Genomic DNA, 25,459 nt, shown 5'->3' with positions numbered 1-25,459 from the left:
CATAATAGAAAACTGAAGATGTAGTAAATGGGAAAGTTTATGCAAAATAATTAAGAGGGGATTAATGTTAAAAATAGGAAACAATAATATGATCGATTGTATCTAATCTCTGTTCAACATTATCGAATCTACGGTCGATTGCATCAAATTTCTGAATTCAATATCATCGAATCTATTGTATATTTGTAGTTCTTGAAAATGGGCTATAGAAATGAAATTATTGGATGTTGGTAATTTGTGGTGGCCGACTAAACCTTACTGATTAGGCAGATTTTAGTATTTTTAGGGTTTGTTCAGAAATTGTTTAGAATGATGTTGTAATCTATCAATGTAATCTTGTCAAACAAATACAAAGGGCCAGACACTCATTCATAAAGTGAGTCCTGGTCTTTTTGTATTTATCCACTCTGTAAGTCATGTGCCTCAATCGAAAAGCGGATATGAGGAAATGAAAAAGATGGTGTGAAATTGGAATATCAAACCACATGATCTCATTTCTCTGTATAATAAAAGGAATATTATTTCGATGCTCGTACAGTTTGAAAATGGGCGGTTGATATGAGGGGGCTTATATGATGACAATTGAGGTTTTTATCGCAATAGAGGGAGATTATTTTGCTGTGAATGAAATTGTAAAAGAAGGGCATGAGGAGCATGTGATGGAGGAACCAACGATTTTTAAAAGTGTGGAGTCTGTAATGCCCGAATCTTATTATAAAGAACTAATTGACAACGAAGAGAGTGATATTCTAATTGCAAAGGAAGATGAAGTTGTAGTGGGTTTCGCAATTATAAGTGTTGAAGCTTCTCCACCTTTTGAGTCTCTCGTTCAACGGAAATATGCTTACATACATGATTTTGGTGTAAAAGAAGACCTACAAAGAAAAGGAATCGGAAAATTGTTATTCAAGGCTTGTATAACTTGGGCTAAAATAAGGGATGTTGACTCAATCGAGTTAAATGTTTGGGAATTCAATAAGAAAGCAATTGATTTTTATAAACATTTTGATATGAAGAGCGTTAGTAGAAAAATGAAATTAACTTTATAACGAAGTTTCTTGAAATGAAGAACCAGGAGATCGACGATATTTGTCTCAAAACGTTTAGAACATTTCTGCCACTATCCTAAGAGTATGAGAAACATGAAAAAGGACTTCCGTAGAAACACGCAAGCCCTAAAATCGCACCAAACATAGTTTCTATTATCCGTTAACCCATTCTTTAATTTAACTTTATGATAATTAAAAAACCAACAGACTATAACTTAAGTATTTTGGATATAAGGCAATACTACACACCGCTCCATACTAAAGTTCTTAATAAATAAAACAAGCCAAGACCGGCAATAATCAAAAGAACGAATAACACAATAACAAAGGCAAAATTTGTACCTGGTGTATTTACTCCATAAGATGGATAACTCAAAACAATCCCCTCCTTATAAAAATTTATAGCAGGATTATTTGAAGAAAGGAACAGTAATATATTTTATAAAAGGCTGTAACAATACGTCATAGCCTTTATAATACATTTCCTTTTTATTAATAAAATACAGCTATGGGCACTGTGGAGAAGGGATTAATGTTGATTTTCTACTGTTATTTTAAAGTGTGGTTCACATTTACCGGCATCCATTTCTACAGAGTTTTCTTTTCGAACATTTGAAATTAATTTCTAAACATTGGAATGCGGTATTTTCCACTTCGACTAGGCCCATATAAGCAAGCGCCACAAGTAATGACTGATAGCTACAATTTTAAGACCTGCCTTCAGGTGCGCACGAGATCATTGATGAAATAGAGAATAAGGTGCTATTGGAACAATGGTTGAGGCAAATTAATATGACAACCACAAACATACGAAACTTCTTTTTCCTTTATAGTATGTTGTACTAAATAAAGAACTCAGGGCCAATTACCTTATGTAAGGAAGGGTTTTAATCATGAATTATTGATAAAATTAGTTCAGGACGGCAAGTTGGGGATGAGTTTGCTAAGTTTATTGGCATGAGAGACCATTTCATTATCCATCTATAAAGAGCTATTTTTAGAATTTTTATGTCTTTCTTTGTATGGATTTGCATGCATTGATTGGAATGGACCTTGTTGGATATTGTCATTTATAAAGGTTTTATTCTATAGGATTTCTTGAACATTTAAAAAATCAGTAGTGCAACTCACACTCATTTAATATAGAATCTAACTTATAACTTATTTGGAAATGGAGTGTAGAAGATGTTTCCTATTTTAGATACTGAACGATTAGTGTTAAGAGAACTTACCGAACATGACGCCCAAGAAGTTTTAAATTGTTTTTCAAATCCTGATGTATTACGCCACTATGGGCAGAATCCTTTATCGAGTTTAGAGCAGGTTAAACAAATAATTAAAAATTTTTCAAAAAATTATGATGAAAAACGTGGAATTAAATGGGGAATTGCCTTAAAAGGGCAAGAAGGTATTATTGGTACTATTGGTTTTCAAGAGTGGTCCACTGAGCATAAAAGGGCTGACATTAGCTATGCACTTTTTCCTGAGAGTTGGGGAAAAGGGTATGCGCAGGAAGCTGTTAATAGAGTCCTATCATTTGGCTTTCAAGAGATGGATTTAATGCGTATTGGAGCTATTGTTTTCACTGAAAATGAAGCTTCAAATAAACTATTAATCAAATTAAGCTTTGAAAAAGAAGGGATATTAAAAAATTATATGCACCAAAACGGTGTTCCGTATGACACTAATATTTTTTCTCTAATAAAGGTTAAAACATCATAATAATGGCATGGACCAAGATAGATTAATTACTGTCTTGGTCTTTATCATTAAAACGATTAAATAAAATGATTTTTACTTAAATAAATACATAAATTCCTTTCATATTCCAAAAATTGATACAAATATTTATTTTTTTCAGCAAATGTTTTTTGTAGCGAAAGCAAAGCGTCAGCTACATTGTTCAGCTAGAGGTAAAGGTGTATATTTCCAAACCAAGCGACTTGTTTTGACCGTGGGAAAAAGTAATCGAATATTTAGTGATAAAGGATGAAGTCAAATCATTTCAAGACCGTGATAAACATTCACACATACTATATTTTTGAAGGAGTGGGGGAATAGGAGAAAATGGATGAAAAAATTATGAAGAATATAAAAAAGTATGGATTTGGATTGTTTACATTTGTCCTAATCGCGATTGGATTTTTAATTGTAATAAACGGTGTTGAAAATGGTGTAAATTCAGCAAATGAGTATTTAAGTACTTCAATGGGTGGAAGCATGGATACAGATAGTTTCCTCGTAATAAAGCAAGGGTATATTTTATCGAATTTTATATTTGGGGGAATTCTGCTATTGGTTGGACTTTCATTTTTTTGTATGTATCTATATAAATTTTTGAAGGAAATGGATGTATGGGACGAATGAAAAGAATTTGATTTCAAAATAATAGTGAATGTTTCGTCATTAAGTTAGAAGTATATGAAAGAAAAAAGGGGTCACTGGAGGAAGGTGACCCTTGAAGATGTAGGGGTAAATTAGTATTTCTCTCATAAAAATATGAGCAATAGAGGTGTTGGCGTAATCGTTTTTTAGTATTTAATAAAAGTAGCGCCAACGATAATTAAAAGAATGAATAATACTACAATTAGGGCAAAAGCGGACCCTGTGCCGTAACCATTACCTGAACAGCCCATAACTACTCCCTGCTTTCTACAATCTATAATACGCAAAGCTGTAAAAAGGAAAGATGGTAATCATCTAACTAAAAAAATAAATAATGGAATATAGTTAGTAATAAATTTTCCTACACTTTTCCAAGTAATATTACAAGTTTTATCGTTATGAAGGGGCATCTACTATTCGCAACATATTTTAGCTTTATGGAAATTAAACATTCGATAGAGGTTAGTCATTATAGAGGAGGACATAAAAATGGAAAAAGAGAAATCAACAAAAGTTGGCGTGGGGGCGGTTATCCTAGATAAGGCTAATAAAATTTTACTCGTTTTACGTAAAAAAGCACCTGAAGCAGGCTGTTGGAGCTTACCTGGTGGCAAGGTTGACTACATGGAAACAATAGAAAATGCGATCATACGTGAGATAAAGGAAGAGCTTGGAGTGGACATCGAAATTACACAATTGGTATGTGTGACCAACCATATTATTCAATCAGAGAATGTTCATTATGTTGCGCCTACTTTCGCTGCTCGTATTACGAATGGAGAAGTACAAAATAGAGAGCCTCATGCTTTAGAGGAAGTGCAGTGGTTTTCAATAAATGAAATCCCAGAAAACATAACAATGACAACCGATTATGCGCTGAAACAGTTAAAGTTTTTTTGACACTCCCACCCCTAAAGGGCAAGCTGACTAACGTCAGTGGGATTCTTGCTACCAAAGGCGAAGTCCATTTCTGGTATCGCTGACGAGCAAGATTTCGTGTGCCAAGTACCTTTAATAAAAGTCGTAATTGGTCAGCCAACAGATATTTTAGCTGCTAATGCGGCTGGTATAATGAGTTTTGGCGCATTATGGGGAGAAGGCAATAAAGATAAATTAGTAGGTGCATTCCCTACTGATATATTACATAACCCTGAAGATATTTTAGCTATTAATCGACTTTATATTACTCGATAAACATGAAAATCACCAGCTACTCCAATTTCAGTTTTCTGGTGATTTTTATTGATTAATTAAATTTTGTTAGACTCGTGTTTTTTTTCTGTTTTTTTGAACTAAGTTTTTCTCAGAAATAAAAAGACCAGATAATGTTAGAACTATACCGAATGCCGCCAAATAAGTTATTTGTTCATGTAATACAATTATAGATGTTAGTACTGTAATGACAGGAACCGCGTAAATATAAATACTACTTTTAATGGTGCCTAGCGTTTTAACAGCATAGCCCCATGTAATAAAACAAAGAGCAGAAGCACCAAGACCTAAGAATATTATATTGAATAAAGAAACTGGATTTGTAAAACGTTTCAGTTCCCATTCAAAATCAAACAGGAAAAGGGCAGGCATCATAAATAGAATCCCGTAAAAAAACACCCTTCTTGTCGTTTGAATTGTATGATATCCGTAACCACTTATTTTTTTAGTCAATACAGAATAAGTAGCCCAAACGAGCGTAGCAATTACAGCTAATAAATCTCCTAAGGGGTTTAGCTGGAACTTTGAAGTACTGTTAAAGCTGATGAGGTAGATTCCAGTAATTGCAACAATAAATCCAATGAAAAAGTTGATCCGTAATGGTTCCTCCTTCAAAAATAGGTAGGTGAGAATGGCTGTGAAAAAGGGAACGACGGAACTGATAACGCCAACATTAGAAGCCATTGTAAAGGTTAAGGCAATATTCTCTAAAAGGTAATAAAACGTAACACCACATAAACCAGCACTAGCAAAAATAAATTCATGTTTTTTATTCGTTAATTTTAGTCGGTACGGGTAGATCATCATTAACGCAACGAAACCTATGACAAAACGAAAAAATAGGATTTCAATAGGGGTAAAATCATTCAATAATATTTTAGTAGAGATAAAAGTTGTTCCCCAAATCAAAATGGTAATAAGTGCTGCTGTATGACCAACAGTATTTTTTTTCTCCATATACTAGTCCTTTCTAATAGTCGATTGTTCATCAAGTTTAGTAAAAATATTTTGATATTGTTTAGGTGTTAAACCGATAAATTCCATAAAAAAATGGCTAAAGTGACTTTGATCGCCGAAGCCACTATACAGGGCCGCATCTAATGGCGGCACTCCCTGTTCCAAAAGCTTCTTTGCCTCATTGATACGTATTGTTTGTAGATAGCGATACGGCGTAATGCCGCGAACACGGGTAAATGCTCGAACTAAAGAATATTTATTCATATTTGCCATTCTCGCTAAATCATCTAAAGTAATTCGCTCTTGATAATGTGCTTCTATATATTGACAAAGATTTTTAATCATTTCTGTTTTTGCACCAGAATCAGCTTCATTAGGAGGCTCTGTATATTCGTCAATTAACTGCTTGATAAAAATATAAAATGTTTCTTGCTTTTCATCATTTGGTAATTCGTTCATGATCATCTGATGAAGATTATGTAATATGCTTGTTTGTTCACTTAAATAAGCAACTGGAGTTTTAAACTGGGGCAGATAGTCTTTTCCAGTAATCTCTTTGGTTACTTTTCGCATGATTTCAGGCTTAATATTTAAACATCGATAATCTAATGTTTTGTTGTCAATCTGTTCACAAGCATGATTATCCAGAGGATTAAAACATATTAAATCACCGGTATTGATGATATATTCTTTGTTCTTGCAAGTTAATCGTCTTTGGCCACTCTCTATGAACCCAATCACATAGTATTCATGGAAGTGGTTTGGGAATTTTTGCATGATTCCACAGAAACGATAGGCTTCAATCTGAAGATCATTATCAAAGTGAACGGTTCTTTCTTCTAACATCTCATGAACACCTTCTTTTCGGTAATATGGAAGTAAGTGTAGCACAAATCTTTCAGCTTTTATTGTACGATATTGACTACCTAAAATTTGACTCTTGCATTAAACCACCTGTTAAACAATCATCGACATTATAAATATTGCAGAATTGTAAAATTTGGATTTAAGACAAAAAATTAGATTTAAAAATAATAGTAACTCTGATAGGATAATATATCGTAGGAGGTGTAGTTTGGCCTAAGGAACTTGTGTTAATAATAGAAAAACACAAACTACCTTTTGACAATTATTTTTAATGAAAAAGAGAAAAATTGTTCTCATCATTAGCTTGTTTTTTATATTTCTAACAGGCTCACGAATTTTATGGCTGGAGTTATTTAAAAATTCAGATCAACCATATGCTGTAAAAGGGCAAATCGATTTAAGAAATTGGAATTTTTTTGACGGCCATTCCATTACCCTTGATGGAGAGTGGGAGTTTTATCCTTATTATTGGTTGATTAGTGAAGAGAAGAATTTACAATCAACGGAGGATCATGCTAAATACATACAGGTTCCAAAGGGATGGGGTACTTCTTTACAAGAGGGAGAGATGACCCCTTATGGTTACGGTTCATATCGCTTAAAATTACTCGTCAATCCAGAAGACAATATAACTTACAGTATTCGAGTTCCGAGTGTTCGGAGTTCCTCAGAAATTTATGTAAATGGACGACGGTTGGAAAAATCAGGAGAAATAGGGGAGAATGCAGAAAATACAGTTGCCAAAAATGTTCCATATACGGCTTCCTTTGAAGCAAACGGTCATAAAGAAATCGAAATTATTGTTCAGGCTTCTAACTTTAAGGATCCTCGTGGCGGTGGAATTGTTCGCTCCATTAAATTAGGAAAAGAAGATATATTAGCTTGGGAAACTCAATTGTCAGTAACAATGCAGCAACTGGTGGCTGTAGTTTTTCTAATACACGCTATCTATTCCATCATTTTATATTTGGTAGGAAACAAGGATAAAAGATTTCTTTACTTTTCTCTGTTATCGATATGCACTATGTTTTATTACCTATTAGCAAGCGATGACAAATTATTATCTTATTGGTTTCCGATTAATTACGACTGGGGTTTTAAATTAGTTCATCTTGCTATGGTAGGGATAGGCTTTTCACTACTCCAATGCATAAAACATTGGTTGCCTCACCATGTGAGAAAATATATAAGTTGGTTTAGTATTTTTTGTGGTATAGCTACATTTATGGCAATCGTGCTGCCTACTCGCTATATAGTAACTAATCAAGAAATATATATAATAATTTTAGGTATTGCGTTGGTAATAACGATCCTAACAGTAATGCGAAAATCTATTAAAGAGATCAGAAGTAATATATTTTTACTTCTTGCCATATTAGCATTTGGCAATAATATGATTTGGGATGGCCTACTTCTCATCTTTGGGATAAAAGTGATCATGTATCCATTTGATCTTATTATCACAATGGCTTGTTTGGCTACTTTATGGTTTAAAGGATATTCTAAAGTTTATTCGGATACAAAAGACCTTGCTAGTAAGCTACAAAAAACAGATAAGTTAAAGGATGAATTCCTCGCCAATACGTCTCATGAGTTACGAAATCCACTCCATGGGATACTTAACATTTCTAAAGCTGTTTTGGAAAGAGAAGAACATGTACTCAGTGACAAAAGTGTCAAGGATTTAGAAACAGTGCTGTCAGTAGGGCGTCGTATGTCACTTATGTTAAATGATTTACTGGACGTTATGAGCTTAAAAGACAATACACCCAAGCTACAACTTAGAACTTTTTCGATTCACACAATTGTATCGGGTGTATTAGATATGCTCTATGTAATGAGAGAAGGAAAGCAGATTCAGTTAATTAATAAAATCCCTGAAAATTTTCCAAAAGTAGTTGCTGATGAAAATAGGGTTATTCAAATTGTTTTCAATTTACTTCATAATGCAGTGAAATACACGAACGAGGGTGAAGTAACCATATCAGGTCATGTGAAAAATGGTATGGCGGAAATTGTGATTTCGGATACTGGTATTGGTATTGATAAGGAAGCCCTTCAGCGTATATTTGAACCTTATGAGCAGGGTACCCTTAGTAAGGCAATGATTGAAGGCGGATTTGGGCTAGGACTTAGTATTAGTAAACGTTTGGTTGAACTACATGGGGGAACATTACAAGCAAATTCAGTTGTAGGTAAAGGGTCAGAATTTACTTTTACCCTACCAATATCAAATCTAAGAGATGAGCAAAATACAGAAAATGTGGCTCTGCGATCAAATGCGAAGGATGCTTTAACAGGAGTGACTTTTACAAATCCAATTAATTATCACGCTGAAAACCATTCAATCTTTGAAGCAAATCGACCTAGAGTATTGGTCGTGGATGATGATCCAGTTAACTTAAGAGTTATCGAAACAATTCTTTCAATAGAAAAATATGACTTAGTAACAGTCACAAGTGGTAGTAAAGCTCTCGAAATATTAATGTCTCAAGAGTGGGATTTGGTCATATCAGACGTGATGATGCCAAATATGTCTGGATACGAATTAGTACGTACGATTCGTCAGCAATTTTCAATAACAGAACTCCCTGTTTTGCTTCTTACAGCAAGAAGTCAGCCTCAAGACATTGAAAATGGATTTTTAGCTGGTGCTAATGATTACGTCACAAAGCCTGTTGATGCTCTGGAGTTAAGTTCAAGAGTAAAAGCACTTACTGACGTTAAACAATCTGCACAAGAAAGACTTCGAATGGAGGCAGCTTGGCTTCAGGCACAAATACAGCCTCATTTTTTATTCAATACATTAAATTCCATTATCACATTAAGTGAAATTGATCTTGAGCGTACAAGTAAGCTGCTCGAAGCACTCAGTGATTTTTTAAGGGAATCATTTAAGTTCCAAAATATTGATGAACTTGTTCCAATTGAGGATGAGTTAAATCTTGTACGATCCTATCTATATATTCATAAGGAACGTTTTGGGGAGCGGATAAATATAACGTGGGATGTGGACGTTTCTACAGACGTCATGATCCCATCACTGACCATTCAACCATTGATTGAAAATGCTTTGAAACATGGTATTTTGCCCCGTGAAAATGGCGGGAATATTCATCTTCGCATTGTAGATTATGACACATACATTGAGATCACTGTGTCGGATGATGGTATTGGCATGGATGAAGCGACGATGGAACGTTTACTTGTAAGAAAATCGGAGATATCAACTGGAATTGGATTGCTGAATACAGACCTCCGTTTAAAACAACATTACGGTGAGGGACTTCAAATTAACAGTAAACTAAATCAAGGTACATCCATATCGTTCGTTGTTCTGAAAAAGAAAGAAAAATCAAAGCAATGGAGTAAGGCACTGTCTAATTAAAACAATAAAAACATTTCAATATGAGCTGCACCTCCAATTGTTAGTTAAATGTCTAATAATGGAGGTGCAGTTTTCAATATTAAGAGCTTGGACTATAGAATTTTGGAGTTATTTTGTAAATAGGTCCATAATTTGTTTGGAAAGAAAAAATATCACCTATTTTTAAAAATATTTATAGCATCAGCTTTTGTAAATAACGTTTCACTACTTTCAGCAGAAGTCTCCCACCTCTATAGATGGTGAGATGAATGCGGATTTAAGTTACTTTTCAGCGAGTGTCCAAACACCTGTACCTTGTCGCTACGCTTTCGGCATAAAAGACATATTAAAGCCTCCGGACGCAATTATACCGAGGCATAATTGATTTGCGCACCCTATTTACAATTCCTGTTGCTCTCTATCCCGTTTTGTACGATAGGTGATAACAACCATTTGTGAATAAAGACAGACAAACTTATTAGTAAAGAAAATACAATAAAGAACAGATAACCTTCATTAGTTATCTGTCTTCAACGGTTATAATATTTCTTCAATCATTTTTCAGATGGATCTACCATTTCATCTAGAAAAAAATTTTCAAGATTTTCTTTTGTTTCAGCATTGACGGTTTTTTCTTTTGCCTCTGCGTGTTCACTAGCTGGAGCTTCATCTTTAGAAGAACATGCAGTTAGTAGTAATGCTGCTAACGCTCCCATATACAATAATTTTTTCATTGTTAAATCCTCCGATAATGTTTATTGGTTACGTTTTAGATTGCGCAATTACACGTAGAATATAACGGAAATGGCAATGATAAAATTTGGATTTGTAACAAATAATGAATAATAGTCGTTAAACAATAAAAAGGGGAAATATGTATGAAAAAATTTTTAGGCTTCATAATTTGTGGGTTGTTATTAGTAGGTTGCTCACCTAAAGAATCAAACGATATTATTCAACAGGATAAAAGCTCGAAACTTGTTGGAGAAGCTTTGGCAAAAGAAATTGAATGGAAAGAAAGTGAGTATTTCACATCCAAAAACTTAAGCATGATTGGTGAACCGCAATTATTAGGATTTTCGCATAGTAAAGACGAAAAAATATTTGCTCGCAAAACAGGAAAGTATGGCTGGCACTTTTGGGGAAATCGCGTCAAAACAGGAGAGATACTTAGCATCAAGAGAACTCACCAATTGACAAATAAAGAAATTGAATTAGTTACAGATGCTAAGTTACTTGGACCGAACAGTGGGGCAGATAACCATGCTCCGACCAATATGACTTTCCCAGAAGGCGGCATGTGGAAGCTAGATGCTTATACTGATGGAAGGTTAATTGGTAGTGTTTATGTTAAAGTGGAGAATTAAAATAAATAAGTGAAAAATACCAGGCAATCCAAAGGGCACTGAAAAACTAAAGGAATTCATTTTTTATATTATAAATCTGTCTTTTGTTGGATTTAGAAACTCGAAAAAGTCGATTTGCATCACATTTTTTGTGGCAAATCGACTTTTTCAGTGCCCTAGGAAATCTCTGGTATTTCACTATTTACTAATGACAATAGACAATTTATAGTTTGCATGCTTATTTAAATCGACTAAAAACTGATCTAGTACCTCATTTGACGGGAATCTGCATTCAAGAAGATAGCAACTATCTCCGCTAATTTTAAAGTTATTAATAATATAATGCTGCTGCGTTTTTATAAATGAAAGAAAAGGTTCATGGTACGGACTTTTTGTATAAATATTAAGAAATGCATGGACAATGCTCCCTAATTTTACTTGATTAACGTTAATTGTATAGCCCTCAATGACTCCATTATCTTCTAGTTTTGCAACCCTCGATGACGCTGCTTGCCCAGTCAAATGAACTTTCTCACCCAATTCTTTCATCGTAATACGGCTGTTCTTGGAAAGCTCATCTATAATACGCATATCCGTACTATCTAACATGTAGTAACTCCTTTCATTATTCAAGTCAAATCACTGAAAGACTTGATTTTATCTATGTAATTACTATTTGGACATAGTATAAACTAAATGTAATTTAACTTCTACTGAAAGAAGTTAAAGCCTCCGGCGGATGTCACGGAATCGGAAAAGAGTTCTTTGTGCTTGCACAAAGCCGATTCCGGACGCAATTATGCCGAGGCATAATTGATAGAAAAGGAGTTATTAATATGAACATTCAACAAATTCGCAATGCCACTTTAGTACTCGAATATGCAGGGAAAAAGTTTTTAGTTGACCCATTTTTAGCAAATAAAGGTGCTTATACACCTTATCCAAATTCTTTAAGACAGGATCAAAATAACCCATTAGTTCCATTACCAACATCAATTGACAATCTCATTAATGTCGATGCTGTAATCGTTACTCATTTGCATTTAGATCATTTTGATGAAGTCGCTAAAGAAGTACTACCAAAAGATCTTAAAATGTTTGTACAAAATGAAGAAGATGCTAAAGAGGTTAAAAATGCTGGCTTTTCCAATGTGGAAGTTTTACAAGAAGATACAGTTTTTGAAGGTATTCAATTAATTAAAACAGAAGGTGAACATGGCAGGGGAGAAATTTTAAAATTTACTGGTCAAGTGTGTGGCGTTGTCTTTAACCACCCAAATGAAAAAAGATTATATATCGCTGGTGATACTGTATGGTATGACGGAGTACAAGAAGTTTTAGAAAAAAATCAACCAGAAATTATAATTGTTAATGGGGGAGACAATCAATTTTTAGAGGGAGGCTCTCTCATAATGGGAAAAGATGATATTTATGAAGTATATAAAGCTGCTCCAAACGCAAAAATTATCGTAAGTCATATGGAAGCTGTCAATCATTGGACATTATCAAGAGAGGATTTAAGAAGCTTTATAAATGAAAAAGGAATCACTGCTCATGTGTTCGTGCCGGAAGACGGTGAAGAATATATATTTTAAATAAAGCGATTTTAATTGTAGCTAATTCCTGTAAAATTGATACAGGAGGGGTTTTATGAAGCATACAATTTATAACAGTGATAACGGTAGATTGAAAATTTTAACGCACTATGAACAGTATTTAAATTCATTTGATTTTGAAGTTGAAAGGGCTTTTGTGGATACATCCTTTGGAAAAACACATGTGCTTATGGCTGGTCCAAAAGAAGGAAAGCCATTGTTTATTTTTCAAGGTGGGAATTGCGTTAATCCGATGACACTCTCCTGGTTAAAGCCCTTAATACAAAAATATAGAATTTATGCGCCTGATACGATTGGTCATCCAGGATATAGTGAGCAAAAGAGAATTTCAGCTAAGGATGATAGCTTTGCGCAATGGATAGCTGAATTGATGGATTATTTTAACATTAAAAAATGTGCTTTTTTAGGGCCATCGTACGGAGCGGGTATCGTTTTAAGGTTAGCTACTTATATGCCAGATAGGATAGATTGTGCTGTGCTTGTTTCTCCTGCTGGATTAAAACTTGGCTCCAAAATGGAGATGATTCAACATATCTTAATCCCTTTGCTCTTGTTTAAAAATACTTCGTCAGCAAAGTATCTTGAAAAAATTACCGATAGAATGTCTGCTGATTGTATGAAGGAGATGGACCGGCAGATTATTGGAGATATTTTTCGTTACGTAAAATTAGAGCAAGAGATGCCAAAATTAACAGTTAGAAAAGAATTAGAAAATTACTTTTCACCTACATTAATTATCGCTGGAGAGAAGGACATTTTCTTTCCGAAAAAGAAGATTAAAAGAAGAGCTGAACAAGTCATACCGAATTTGACTATTTTTCAATCATTTAACATGGGGCATTTCCCTTCGGATGATTACTTAGAAAAAATAAATAACGTTATTATTAATTTTTTAAATAATTATTATTGAATGATTTTTAAGAGGGCGTCCAAAGGGGATGCTCTTTTTGATTGGCTGTTTTCGTAATAGATTGTTGCTCTCTTGAAAATACTGAATATGGTTGAATATAATGCATTTTTAGGAGGTGTTCAATAATGTGGAGATATGTGTATGAAGCAGTCGAAGAATTAGGAAGAGCAGATCAACTAGCCTTATTTAAGGCAATGAAACAAGATCTATATCCAAAAGAAGAAATAAAATGGAAAAATTACTTCCTAAGATCAAGGAGTCTCGCTTTTCGTCTAGTTTAGGTTGTCTTCATTGCGGAAATACTGCCGTAAAACGCAATGGTAAATATCGTTCTAGACAAAGATATTTATGTAAGGATTGTGGAAAAACATTTAATGATATGACTAATATGCCTTTTACAGATTCGCGTTATCCGGAAAATTGGATTAAATACATTAAAATGATGATAAACGGTGTTACATTACCAAAGATTTCAGACTCTTTAAAAATTCATATATCTACCGCATTTTATTGGAGACACAAGATTTTAAATGCTTTAGGAAGTCACGGTTTCAACCAATTATCTGTAATCCACTACTTATTAAGAATATCCAAGAATTTATGAGAAATCATATTTAAACTAACTGAGTGCTTTAGTTAAAAATTCGGTTTGCGAAATATCAAAACAAAAAGACAGAGTTCATTCTCTACATATTTTGTAGATTTAATCTGTCTTTATGTTTTTAGCAACAATTTTTTAGAAAACAGCCTTCTGATTTTATGAAATACTATTGTTAGACAATAATTTTCGATGTACCACTGATCTCTAAGGAGTCGCCAAGCCTCCACCTCTCCATTCCAATCAACCTATATCCATTGCTAATTTTTAAAAATGTCATCTCCAACTTTTGTGATGGGCCAATAATTAGTAAATTAAACAAGATTTAAAAGCTCTTATAGCTTATACAGTATAAACCGTATCTGATTTCCAATACTAAAGTTGTTTTAAAATATTTAATATGAGAAAGGAGGCTTTCATTAGTGAGATTTTTAACATGGGGAATTATAGGGGCTGCTATTTTTGGTGCGCTGAAAGGCTTAGGGAAATTAAATTTCAACAATGCACAACAAATGACACAGTCTACTCAGCAAGCTACGACACCAGTACAATTAGTAGCAAACAGTAATCCACTTACCGCAAATACACCAAAACAGTAAATAGAATAAGACAACATCAAGCTTATAGACTTTTGATTTGCTATAGGTCTATAAGCTTGTACATAAAAACCGCACATATAGGGCTATAAGCAATAACTTTTATTTAGTCTTTACAAAAGTATCCATAAAAATGTATAGTTGGGATAAATACATGTTGAAATGAGGTTTTGATTGTTTATGATGAAACTTATTAATGGCTAATGGAATTCAACAGAATTTTATAGTGCAATAGGCAAAAATTAAGGTTTATTCCTTAGTTCTTTTTAGTTCGCCCATTTGCTCATTAGCGATTAGAAGACATCATATCTATTCAAATCACATATTCAATATTTCCTATATGCCTCTAGCCGGTGTCAAGGCAAAACCTGGTCGCAAAGTTTTTGTGCGGAAGCCAAGGCGCCAACGGCAATTTTTTTCTGTGCGAAAGCGAAGCGACAGCAACAATCTTTATCTGTGCGAAAGCGAAGCGACAGCAACAACAATTACTCTGAGGCGTAATGATTTTATATTGAATTTAAATTTGACTATGAGAAGAATTTCTTCTTATAGTCTTTTTTATGTTTTTTAGGAGGTGAGGACGATGGTAATGTTTTAATTATTTACTTCGAAGTAACCAAATCAAGAAAAGGGGCGTAATTATGACAAATTATCAATTAGTATATGATTACAAGGACAATCAAAAATATAGAGAAAGTTTCAATGACTTAGCAAAGTTAGTTTTTGATTTAGATTTTAACCAATGGTATGAAAAAGGATGCTGGAACGATCAATATATCTGTTATTCATATTTGGATGGAGATAAAGTTATTGCCAACGCATCAATAAGTAAAATGACTGTAGTTGTAAACGGTAAGGAATATAAAGCCATACAAATTGGTTCAGTAATGACACATCCAGATTATCGTCATAAAGGTTTAGCAAGAAAATTAATGGATGACATCATTGACAAATATGAGGAGCAATGTGAATTTATCTATTTATTTGCGAATGAAACAGTCCTTGATTTTTATCCGAAGTTTGGGTTTTCGAGAGTACAAGAAAGTAGGTATTTTTTAAATGCTGATAATTTAAAGAAAAAATCAAATACAGCAATCCGAAAATTAGATATTGAAAATAGCAACGATTTATCTTTATTGAAATTGTATGCGAAGGAGAGAATTCCAGCGTCGTCGATCTTAAGTGTGAAAGATAATGAAAGTTTACTTATGTTCTATTTTCTTATTGCATTTCCTAATTCAATTTATTTTGTCGAAGAAGAAGGCATTATTGTATTATTCGAAAAAGAGGATGAGGAATTACATCTTTTTGATGTTATTAGTCGAAGAAAAATTGATGTAGAAGAGGTTTTAAGCTATATTACATCATCGGATATAAAAAGAATTATCTTTCATTTTATCTCTGATTGTAATGATGTGGAATCTGAAGTAATAGAAGCGGAGGACGATGTGTTGTTTATTCGACCGATGATAAAATTTGGGATAGAACGACCTTTATTTCCATTAACATCACATTCGTAAGATGAAAGATCTATGGTTGATTTTCAGCTAGAAGACTTCACATATTAATATTAATGAATGTACTCCAAAACTAACAATTGGGGTTCTATTATGGGTGGTTACTTTAAAGCTGAGTAAAAGCCTATTTGACGGTAGAATGCTTGTTTACAGTTATACCCATGTACAATATGATTGTCTTAAGATAGAAGATAACATTTGATATAGAAAAGGGATAGCACGTTTTAAATCGTGTTCTCCCTAAGAAACTAAATCTTATCTACTTTGAGTTTGAAGTGCTAATTTAACGCCTAGTCCTATATAAACGAACCCAACAGCCTTTTCAATCCAACGTGAACCATTGTTTGTTGTCTTCGTAAAGATTTTCTCGCCGATGAAGCTAGTAATAATTGCTAATAAAATAGTATACAAAGCGCTCATCACAACAAATGTAATGCCCAAAATCAATAATTGTACAGTGACTGATTGGCCATTATGCTGAATAAATTGTGGTAAAAATGCTAAGAAAAACAATGCCGTTTTTGGATTTAAAATTTCCGCTAAAAACCCTTGTCGGAATGAAGTACTTGCAGGGCTTTGCTCAACAGTTGGTTTTTCTATTTTTTGTGGTTTTGTTAATAGCATTTGAATACCTAAATAAACAAGGTATGCAACACCTATAAATTTCACCACTTCAAAGGCAGTGGCAGAGTTCATTAAAATTGCTGATAACCCTAATACAGCTGCTAACGTATGAACTAAATCACCTAGTCCAATGCCTAATGCAGTGGAAATACCGTTCTTTTTTCCACCTTTCAGTGTTTGCGTAATGGTAATGATAACTGCAGGACCAGGAATTAAAAATAAGAGAAGAACTATTGCAATAAAAGATAACATGTTTACCCATCCTATTCTAATAAAACTAACATTCAGTTAAGACAATAATAAGATTGATCTAATGAATGCAAAAAATATTATAATCTATCTCCTGTATAACTGTCGATATGAAATACGGAAAAGTCGTGATTATAATTATTGTCAGAAAATACAAACGAATAAATAATATTCATATAATATTATTTGTTATTGAATTATAGAGAAATGGTTGAGTTGATAAATTGAAAACAATGAGATGGGATTTAACTTTCGTCGCACAAATTATTTGATATGTTTTCATTATGATCATAAGTTGTTTATTATTTTTGTAGTGCTTACCTTCATCATTATAGGACTTCGAGAGTGGAACAGTGCAAAATAATGAAGCTTACTCTATTTAGGTGTAGCGATTTTTATATTACTTGTTGTTGGACAAATACTTTTATTTTAAGGATTAATTCATTTATGAAAGAGCTTTCTTAAAGAATATCAAGTCACATCTAAGGAGGTGTGACTTTTATTATGCAATCAAAAACGTCTAAAAATAGTACCAACTACTAATATTTAATGATAGAATTAGGTAATAAATTATTTGGAGGTTTTTTAATGCTAGATATTCAACAAATACAAGAAGTCATTAGACATCGTTACCCATTTCTTTTAGTGGATAGAGTATTGGAGTTAGAGGAAGGCAAGAGAGCGGTAGCCATTAAAAATGTAACAATAAACGAAGAATTTTTTAATGGGCATTTTCCTAATTATCCAGTAATGCCGGGTGTGCTAATTGTGGAAGCATTAGCACAAGTAAGTGCGATTATTATGCTCACAAAAGAAGGAAATCAAGGGAGACTTGGATTACTAGCAGGTATTGATAATTGTCGCTTTAAAAAACAAGTTAAACCTGGTGATCAACTGCGACTTGAAGTGGAAATTACACGCTTAAAGGGTGCCATTGGTAAGGGACGTGGAATAGCAACGGTTGATGGAAAAATAGCTTGTGAGGCAGAACTTATTTTTGCATTTGGAAGCTAAATCAATAGATTTAAGAGTACTGCAAAAAATCATTGCAGTACTTTTGTTCTGTATATAAAGGATTTTTAAAATAGTAGTTGAATCATACAATAAATGGAATACTTCGAAATGGAGGTGGTTACAGATTTGCCAAACGAGAAAGCCCATGCAGGGTGTAGCACGTCTTTAGACATGGGATGAAAGTGAGGTCAGACAAGAGGTACCTTAATTGTCTGAAAGGGTGTTATACTTCATGTATAGACAAGTAAAGTCTATAAAATACGCTCGTTCATTGAAAATTGGATATTGTATAAAGGTTCGATAGCCTAATTCATGCTATCGGTAAAACAATATGTGTCGTCATGAAAAAGACGCTAAAACACATCGAACGAAACCAACTATACGCTATGGTAACAGTAGTGTAGCCCTATCTGCTATATGCACTGGATAGGGAGGGGTAATGGGATACCCCAATCTTGAGAGCTGTTCAAAACAGAAATGGACTGCGAACGCTTAGTTACTCAGGAATCCCACTGACATTAGTCAGCTTGTCCCTTTAGGGGTGGGAGTCTCAAATGAACTATCCCTTCGCTCTTTATATAGCTACTTGTTTCATGCAATTTATCATCCTCACGAACATCAGATTATTAAATGGTCAATGGAAGGGAATTACGATGTGGCTATGTACAGGTATCTTTATTTTCTCAAGTGCGATTTTCATCTCAAGCAGATTAAATAAAGTGAAACGTTAATCCTTTGGGGTCTTCACCAATCGGGCTTTTACGGGCAGTTAATCTCTCAATTCGCTGAATTTTGAGGGGGGGCCTTGTGTAGCTTTGTAATAAAGATTGATTATTTATAATAAAGATCGATAATTTGTAATAAAGTTTGATTAAAATCATCTCTCCTCTGTAGATTTCTTAGAGGTTAGATGATTTTTTGTTGGATATTTATGTTAATGTAACTATAAAGATTGTGAAGAAATGTACTTAAACTAACGGCGCAGTTTAATTGAAGAAGGACAATAATTGCTTTACATAGAAGTAAATAAAATGTCTTAAAAATAATGGGGTGTATAAACGGTGGTTATTAATAGAAATCTAAAAAAAAGTGAATTTGATTTTTTGATATAAAAGTAGCAAAGGGGATATTAAATGGGAAGTAAAATAGAATTATACGAAAAAGAGTCTCAGGAATTCAAACCTTTTAAACACTTTATTTCACGCATTCAAGTAATGCGGAAAGAATCCAGCTATGGGGTTGAAGTTGCCTCAAAATGGACTGATATTTTAAACCAAACTCTTGTAGATGAAACTTACCCAGTGATACATCCAATTGGTCAGGAGACATTCTCGTTATATGCAGAGTTCACGACTGGGGTATTTGAGTATACCTTAGACATAGACGGGGCTACTACATTTATAAAAGAAAAAAACATTAAACCCATAAAGACTTCTCCATCGAATATAATCGAAGCTGTTGACCAAGGTAACATAAATAAAGACCCAAACCGAATAAAACCCAATCATAAAAATCCTGTAATGGTACTTCAGAGTCGATATTTAACCAACAACAAACCTTATTGTATCAATGGAAACCATCGTATATTTGAAGCATATAGAAATAATGATGAACAAATAGAAGTTTATGTTTTTAAAGATTTGGAGTTTGTTCCTTTCTTTTATGACGTTCTAAGTAAAGCAACATATTTTTTAGAAATTGATTACCATAATGTAGTTAATGATAAAAGATATTTATTGCATAACGAAAATGGTGCATTTGCAAATGAATTTAAGTAGATACGTTTCTTCAACTCCCATGAAAGAACGTAATAATCTTTCATTTTCTGTGGTGAAGTGCTGATTTTTGCGCTACTTGGATGGCTAACGGGTTCTTTACTTGAAGATCATTGAGTTGCATATGCGGCTATTTTTTTCTTATTGAATTAACGGGGCGGTTAGTTGAAGAGTGTTGTTTAACTTGTGTTCAACAAACGGGCCAGATTATGGAGTGACTTTATTAATTGTTTCGTAAGATTGTGAAGAAGTGTACTTATGCCAACGTGGCAGTTTAGTTGAATGGAAAATGTTATAATATTATTAAAATTTAGGAAATGGAGTTTGGGAAATGAAGAGTATTAAAAGATTGATTCAAGTCATCTTAGCAAGTACATCAATCCTAATTCTTAGTGGATGTTTCTCTAAAGATGATCTGAATCAACCAATACAAGAATATTTAAAAACAAACTATGGAATACAAGATGAGTTTTCTATTATTAAGACAACTAATAATTGGTTTGAAGGTATTGACCATCAAACTTATATAGAAATGAAAAAGCCGTATCGTGCTTATCCGTCCCTAATGATTGAAAGAGATACTTTGAAAATTTTAAAAGAGAAAAGTAGTGATATCTATTTCGAACAATTCAAGGGTGCATATATTGAGCAACATCCAGAAGTAGTTCAAGTAATGAGACAGATCATAAAAAATTATGGGTTAGTAAAATATCCTAATAAAACTGTCCCAGAAGAAAATGGTCCTATTCGTATATTTCCTTACGATAACATGGAGTTTAATATAAATGATTCTCAAGAGCTACTTGATAATTTTAAAAAGACTCAAAAGATTGATACTATTGATCTTTTACCTACATTAATACCAAGTGACCCCCGACGTGAAAATTATAATAGCAGGTATGTAGGTGTGGTGAATTTTCTATTTGAATTTGATATAAATAAAAATAAACATCCTATTCCAAAGGCAAAGGATCTAATTGAGGACTTTCAAAAGAGTGGAGTATTAACAAAAGGTATATACAACATAGATATATTAGTAGATGATTCAAATGCGGGATCGGAATATAATAATGTAGCTTTGTTTGAAGTCGATGAAAATGGTAAATATACCATAATTGCTACTCCTAAATATGATGATTTAAGGGACACTTACTTTTATGGTGATTACGCAGCTGAAAAAAATATAAAATAGAACTTTAGGTGAATTACTTAATTGGAATTGACCCAAAATACACGTGGTACTACTCCTATTAGTAATAAACTTCCTCATATTACTCATATCGAGAAAAGCTCGAGACAGGAAAGGCGCATGATATTGAATTATCACAAAGTCCAATCATACATTTAATTATATGGATTAAATAATTATTTCCCCCAAAAAACTATTGGAGATTTAAGGGGATAGAATGAATCTTCTTCAACTAATGATAAGTTAGTTAAAGAAGACATGTGCTTATTATCTTCCACAATCGGGCGCTTTTCTGGAAACAAGGAAAGTGCCTTTTTAGATTAATTAGAGTTCGAAACTATCAATATTTTTAGGTTGTTGAATATCCTCGTATGAAAAAGTCTTTCATTGAACATAATAGAATTTAGAATTAATAGATTTAAGTGGGAGAGTGAAAGACACATGTTATTATCCGAAGCATGGAAAAAGTATCAACAGGATAAAAAAATCGAGGGATATTCATCACTTACATTAAAAACATATTGTTTTCAATATAATCTATTATTGCGATTTTTTGGTGATATTGATATGAACGAATTTAATACAGATAAATTAAAAGAATATTTAATACGATCAGGAGACCACTTAAAGCCTTCTAGTTTAGGACATAGAATTCGGTGTGTTAAATCACTATTTAGATGGTCACATGAAGAGGGTTATATTCCAAAAAATCCTGCAGCTAAATTAAAAGAGCCGAAATTAGGTAAAAGGATTCCTAAGTTTCTCTCAGAATTAGAGATAGAGCATTTAAGGGAAGCTTGTCAAACAACGATGGAGAAGGCACTATTTGAGTTTATGTATTCAACCGGCTGCCGTATTGGTGAAGTTGTAAAATTAAATCGCGAAGATATCGATTTTCAAACGAATTCAGTTATTGTACATGGGAAAGGTGATAAAGAAAGGGAAGTGTACTTTAATACCCGCTGTTCAATTTGGTTAAAAAGGTATTTAGATGAACGAGAGGATAAGGAACCTTGTTTGTTTATTACGGATAGAAGGCCGAAAAGGCGGATGAGCATTGATAATTTAAGATATATTATCAAGCGCATATCAAATCGAGCTGGTATAAAAAAGAGTATACATCCGCATCAATTACGACACAGCTATGCAACGCATATGATTAATAACGGTGCTCCAATTGATGTCATTCAAAGTTTACTAGGTCATGAAAAGAGTGAGACTACAAAGATATACGCTCAGCTAAGCGGAAAGCTAAGACAGGATTTTTACAGTAAATACTTTTGAAATTAAATAAATTAAACTTTAATTTCAATTAAGACACTCATGTAGAAATTGGGTGTCTTTTTGTTATAGGGCCATTTAATTGAGGAACATTATTTATAGGTAGCGTCAGAAAAGATGCAGATTTACAACGATAAGAAATATACTATACATGTTTTTATGCAAATTAAAGAACAACCCCAGCAAGTATAAATGCTGTTGCATCAACTGTTTGTGCTATATAAATAATAGTCCTCGCAAAAAGGCACGAACGTTGATTAAACAACCTTCATGCCTTTTTGGTGTATTCCCAAATTTTTATTTGGAAATGTTATTTAGGTTTACTTTAAATTAAGTTTACACTGTAACACTTAATTAAGTAATCCCTTCTATAACCAATTATCCCCTAAGTTAACATTCTGAAGTTGGAATAATACATAGGCAGCTGTTGCATCATCTAAATGACTATAAGTAGCATCAAATACTGCTAAAACAGCAATCTTTTAAGTAAGCACTTAAAATGTAAATATAAAAAGGCTATTCTAAAAATATTTTCAGGAGATTGAACAATTTTTTAGGAAACGAGCGTCTAAGTAGTAGGATTGAAACGAGGTGAGTTGTCGTTGGAACAAATCGTAGAACAATATGGTGAATATTTATATCATCTTAATTATTTGTATATGAAGGATTTTCAGCTTGCAGAGGAAGTTACACAGGACGTACTAATGAAGTATCTATTACATAAAGACGATTTTAGAAATGATGCTTCATTGAAAACCTATTTAACTCGTATCGCTATTAATTGTTGTCATGATGAACTACGAAAACAAAAGAGAAAATCATTTATTTCAAAACTTTTACCACTAGGCAGAACTGAACCATCAGTGGAGCAAACGTATATATCAACTGAAGATTATTCAACTTTAAAGCAAATTGTCTTCGCATTACCACTTCATTATAGGGAAGTCATTATACTGTTTTATTATGAAGAATTTGATGTTTCTGAAATTGCAAGTTTATTAAATGTATCACAAAACACCGTTCGTACAAGGATTCGTCGAGCGAGAGAATTGTTGAAAACAAATCAGGAACTGGAGGCAATATTTTATGAAGGAATTTAAAGCCAAGCTAAAAGAAGAATTGCGACAAGATGCCCCATTTACAAACGACATAAAGCAACGCATATTGCAACCTAAACCAATAAAAAGAAAGTGTAACTGGCAGGTCGTCTCAGTATCTATTGCAGCTTGTTTCATTATTGGGTTAATGCTATTCGTTGAATTTTCTCAAAAGAATAACCTACAAACAGCTAGTCAGCAAAATGAGCTACTACCGATTGTCGATGATGTTTCCTCTTTAGATGTAATTGAACCGAAATATGCCCATCTACTTGGGGAACAATGGATGCTGCATTTTTTGCCAATGATTATCGATAAGGAAGCCACGATTACGTATGGAGATTATATTGCCTTTTATGGAACTGATGGGCTTGTAGTTTCAACTGTATTAGGATTAGGTAATGATAATGTAACAATGAATCAAGGGCAAATTTTAGTAGATAATACCGCATTAAAAGTTCATGGATTAAATGAGCAAATAAAAAATGAGGATATCAATGACCCATTTAATAATTCTTACTTATTTCATAATTGGGGAACAAAGCCAGAGCCATTCATTGACAAATCGATTTCTACGAAAGAAAAAGAATTTGTTGTTTATGAAAATGACGAAGGCCACACGATTATGAAAATTAATGAAGGGCAATTAGTAGGTAAGGTCGTAGGATTCCAAAATTTTGAGCTAACATTTGAATTGACTGAACAGGAGCAGCAAGTTTTTGATGCCTTTAAAACGGATTATAATGTTGAAAAGTTAAAAAATATGACACCACAAGCGATTACTAAAATGTTTTTATTGAGCGATATTGAAAAAGATTATGAAACATATGAAGCATTGTTTACAACAAATATTAACGAAGAAACAGAAAGTGTTCGAAGATATTATGAGAAAACGAAAATCGTACGTCAGGAGTTGTTTACAGAGGAAATAAATCGCCTTATTATTGCAAACCTCTTTGCTGGGTTAGAGAATGCAGAGTTTGAGCAACAAACAGATACAATCGGGGTTGTAAAATTTATTTCTATTGAAGGAACACAAACAGAGCTAGGTATGGAGAAAAATGCACAAGGAATTTGGCAGCCAGCCTTTAGTAGAGGAATCTATTAGCTTTTAAGAAAGGACATCAATTCACTCTTAAATGCTTGCATTGATGTCCTTCTGATTCTGTTTGGGCGCATCAAAAATCCTTTATGAAGTAAAAACCTTTCCAAAGCGTCATTTGGCAATTTTCATTCCCACGCTATTATAATCCCACCCCTTTACCAAAATCGTATTTGGGAAGTCTTTTGTGCTTAATGTTGTAAAGCATCATATATATGAGGACACCTTATACAACAATCGGGCGCTATTATTGAGTAACACAGTTAGAAAATGATCAATCTTTTTTATAAAATCCAATCTTAAATATACTAGAAAAGAAGCCATTTTGATCAATCTTTTTTCAAAATGGCTTCTTTTAATTTATTGTAAAATGTAGGATTGAGTGGTATTTTTGATTAAACTTTATTTTAAAGTAACACCTTGTACCTGACGCTTCGCTTTCGGTATAGATAAATTACTACCCGTTAATGCGGGATAAAAGAAGTTCTAATGAATAAAAATCCTAAATAAAATAAAACAAAAGAGTTGATAATCACAAAATCTAATATGGTACCTGTAGTTAGGACACTTGAAAAAGAGTGTGCTAACTGCGGGTATTTTTTATATACTAGACTTTCAAGATTAAAGGACGGAACTAGGGGCTACTATGAGTAAAATTATATTTTCACCAAAACAGATACTACAACTTCAAAAAAATCCAAACGTACA

Annotated in this window: 24 protein-coding genes and 1 pseudogene; 18 read left to right on the top strand and 7 right to left on the bottom strand. The window is 33.2% G+C overall.

Annotated elements, in window-relative coordinates; genetic code table 11:
• Positions 1–572 precede the first annotated feature (572 nt).
• Positions 573–1,049, top strand: a complete 477-nt coding sequence (locus AN161_RS02165; RefSeq protein WP_241774472.1) for a GNAT family N-acetyltransferase — start codon at positions 573–575, stop codon at positions 1,047–1,049.
• Positions 1,050–1,290: 241 nt separating this feature from the next.
• Here the strand turns inward: AN161_RS02165 and yjcZ are convergent, their stop codons facing one another.
• Positions 1,291–1,425, bottom strand: a complete 135-nt coding sequence (yjcZ, locus tag AN161_RS28455; protein WP_143114566.1) for a sporulation protein YjcZ — start codon at positions 1,423–1,425, stop codon at positions 1,291–1,293.
• Positions 1,426–2,234: 809 nt separating this feature from the next.
• Here yjcZ and AN161_RS02160 point away from each other — a divergent pair.
• Positions 2,235–2,771, top strand: a complete 537-nt coding sequence (locus tag AN161_RS02160; protein ID WP_053592741.1) for a GNAT family protein — start codon at positions 2,235–2,237, stop codon at positions 2,769–2,771.
• Between the two features lie 345 nt (positions 2,772–3,116).
• Entirely contained in the window at positions 3,117–3,416 is a 300-nt protein-coding gene (locus AN161_RS02155; protein WP_053592740.1) for a hypothetical protein, read from the top strand.
• 164 nt (positions 3,417–3,580) lie between these two features.
• Here the strand turns inward: AN161_RS02155 and AN161_RS27245 are convergent, their stop codons facing one another.
• Complete coding sequence (locus AN161_RS27245) at positions 3,581–3,685, bottom strand: YjcZ family sporulation protein (protein WP_075807152.1); 105 nt, start codon at positions 3,683–3,685, stop codon at positions 3,581–3,583.
• Positions 3,686–3,923: 238 nt separating this feature from the next.
• Between AN161_RS27245 and AN161_RS02150 the strand changes: the two genes are divergently transcribed.
• Positions 3,924–4,334 (top strand): NUDIX domain-containing protein, encoded by a 411-nt coding sequence (locus AN161_RS02150; RefSeq protein ID WP_053592739.1) that lies wholly within the window; start codon positions 3,924–3,926, stop codon positions 4,332–4,334.
• 36 nt (positions 4,335–4,370) lie between these two features.
• Entirely contained in the window at positions 4,371–4,628 is a 258-nt protein-coding gene (locus tag AN161_RS02145; RefSeq protein WP_143114564.1) for a hypothetical protein, read from the top strand.
• A 66-nt stretch (positions 4,629–4,694) separates the two neighbouring features.
• Here AN161_RS02145 and AN161_RS02140 read toward each other — a convergent pair whose 3' ends face one another.
• Positions 4,695–5,603, bottom strand: coding sequence for a DMT family transporter (locus AN161_RS02140; RefSeq protein ID WP_053592737.1), 909 nt, complete (start codon positions 5,601–5,603; stop codon positions 4,695–4,697).
• 3 nt (positions 5,604–5,606) lie between these two features.
• Positions 5,607–6,449 (bottom strand): AraC family transcriptional regulator, encoded by an 843-nt coding sequence (locus AN161_RS02135; RefSeq protein ID WP_053592736.1) that lies wholly within the window; start codon positions 6,447–6,449, stop codon positions 5,607–5,609.
• A 292-nt stretch (positions 6,450–6,741) separates the two neighbouring features.
• On the opposite strand from AN161_RS02135, the gene AN161_RS02130 reads away from it, so the two are divergent.
• On the top strand, positions 6,742–9,858 hold the full coding sequence (locus tag AN161_RS02130) for an ATP-binding protein (protein ID WP_053592735.1): 3,117 nt from the start codon (positions 6,742–6,744) through the stop codon (positions 9,856–9,858).
• Positions 9,859–10,391: 533 nt separating this feature from the next.
• On the opposite strand, the gene AN161_RS02125 is transcribed toward AN161_RS02130, so the two are convergent.
• Positions 10,392–10,571 (bottom strand): hypothetical protein, encoded by a 180-nt coding sequence (locus AN161_RS02125; RefSeq protein ID WP_053592734.1) that lies wholly within the window; start codon positions 10,569–10,571, stop codon positions 10,392–10,394.
• Positions 10,572–10,715: 144 nt separating this feature from the next.
• Between AN161_RS02125 and AN161_RS02120 the strand changes: the two genes are divergently transcribed.
• Positions 10,716–11,204 carry a hypothetical protein gene (locus AN161_RS02120; protein WP_053592733.1) on the top strand — a complete coding sequence of 163 codons (489 nt, stop codon included), beginning with the start codon at positions 10,716–10,718 and terminating at the stop codon, positions 11,202–11,204.
• A gap of 177 nt (positions 11,205–11,381) precedes the next feature.
• Here the strand turns inward: AN161_RS02120 and AN161_RS02115 are convergent, their stop codons facing one another.
• Positions 11,382–11,792 (bottom strand): Lrp/AsnC family transcriptional regulator, encoded by a 411-nt coding sequence (locus AN161_RS02115; protein ID WP_053592732.1) that lies wholly within the window; start codon positions 11,790–11,792, stop codon positions 11,382–11,384.
• 227 nt (positions 11,793–12,019) lie between these two features.
• On the opposite strand from AN161_RS02115, the gene AN161_RS02110 reads away from it, so the two are divergent.
• The 5 genes and pseudogenes from AN161_RS02110 to AN161_RS02100 all read left to right on the top strand — a co-directional run bounded on the left by AN161_RS02110 (position 12,020) and on the right by AN161_RS02100 (position 16,423).
• Positions 12,020–12,778: an MBL fold metallo-hydrolase gene (locus tag AN161_RS02110; RefSeq protein ID WP_053592731.1), complete on the top strand. Its 759-nt coding sequence runs from the start codon at positions 12,020–12,022 to the stop codon at positions 12,776–12,778.
• A gap of 55 nt (positions 12,779–12,833) precedes the next feature.
• Positions 12,834–13,709 carry an alpha/beta hydrolase gene (locus AN161_RS02105; protein WP_053592730.1) on the top strand — a complete coding sequence of 292 codons (876 nt, stop codon included), beginning with the start codon at positions 12,834–12,836 and terminating at the stop codon, positions 13,707–13,709.
• Positions 13,710–13,834: 125 nt separating this feature from the next.
• Positions 13,835–14,271: pseudogene (locus tag AN161_RS28450) on the top strand (IS1595 family transposase); the annotation flags it as partial.
• 458 nt (positions 14,272–14,729) lie between these two features.
• Positions 14,730–14,906, top strand: coding sequence for a hypothetical protein (locus AN161_RS30085; protein ID WP_198926828.1), 177 nt, complete (start codon positions 14,730–14,732; stop codon positions 14,904–14,906).
• Between the two features lie 638 nt (positions 14,907–15,544).
• Positions 15,545–16,423: a GNAT family N-acetyltransferase gene (locus AN161_RS02100; protein WP_053592729.1), complete on the top strand. Its 879-nt coding sequence runs from the start codon at positions 15,545–15,547 to the stop codon at positions 16,421–16,423.
• A 252-nt stretch (positions 16,424–16,675) separates the two neighbouring features.
• Here the strand turns inward: AN161_RS02100 and AN161_RS02095 are convergent, their stop codons facing one another.
• Entirely contained in the window at positions 16,676–17,296 is a 621-nt protein-coding gene (locus tag AN161_RS02095) for a LysE family translocator (protein ID WP_053592728.1), read from the bottom strand.
• Between the two features lie 585 nt (positions 17,297–17,881).
• On the opposite strand from AN161_RS02095, the gene fabZ reads away from it, so the two are divergent.
• From fabZ to AN161_RS02065, 6 genes are all read left to right on the top strand, one after another.
• On the top strand, positions 17,882–18,307 hold the full coding sequence (gene fabZ, locus AN161_RS02090; RefSeq protein WP_053592727.1) for a 3-hydroxyacyl-ACP dehydratase FabZ: 426 nt from the start codon (positions 17,882–17,884) through the stop codon (positions 18,305–18,307).
• Between the two features lie 1,133 nt (positions 18,308–19,440).
• Entirely contained in the window at positions 19,441–20,085 is a 645-nt protein-coding gene (locus tag AN161_RS02085; protein WP_053592726.1) for a hypothetical protein, read from the top strand.
• A 328-nt stretch (positions 20,086–20,413) separates the two neighbouring features.
• Positions 20,414–21,274 carry a hypothetical protein gene (locus AN161_RS02080; protein WP_053592725.1) on the top strand — a complete coding sequence of 287 codons (861 nt, stop codon included), beginning with the start codon at positions 20,414–20,416 and terminating at the stop codon, positions 21,272–21,274.
• Positions 21,275–21,712: 438 nt separating this feature from the next.
• The gene (gene xerA, locus AN161_RS02075; protein WP_053592724.1) at positions 21,713–22,555 is read left to right on the top strand and encodes a site-specific tyrosine recombinase/integron integrase; all 843 of its coding nucleotides are present in this window, start codon (positions 21,713–21,715) and stop codon (positions 22,553–22,555) included.
• A gap of 599 nt (positions 22,556–23,154) precedes the next feature.
• Positions 23,155–23,652: a sigma-70 family RNA polymerase sigma factor gene (locus AN161_RS02070; RefSeq protein WP_053592723.1), complete on the top strand. Its 498-nt coding sequence runs from the start codon at positions 23,155–23,157 to the stop codon at positions 23,650–23,652.
• Positions 23,639–24,757 (top strand): hypothetical protein, encoded by a 1,119-nt coding sequence (locus AN161_RS02065; RefSeq protein WP_053592722.1) that lies wholly within the window; start codon positions 23,639–23,641, stop codon positions 24,755–24,757. Before AN161_RS02070 ends, AN161_RS02065 begins: the two co-directional genes overlap by 14 nt.
• Positions 24,758–25,459: the final 702 nt, after the last annotated feature.

This window comes from Lysinibacillus sp. FJAT-14222 (assembly GCF_001278875.1).
Taxonomy (GTDB): domain Bacteria; phylum Bacillota; class Bacilli; order Bacillales_A; family Planococcaceae; genus Lysinibacillus; species Lysinibacillus agricola.
The sequence above is the reverse complement of the archived record's forward strand: the minus strand, read 5'-3'. Positions and strand labels throughout refer to the sequence as shown.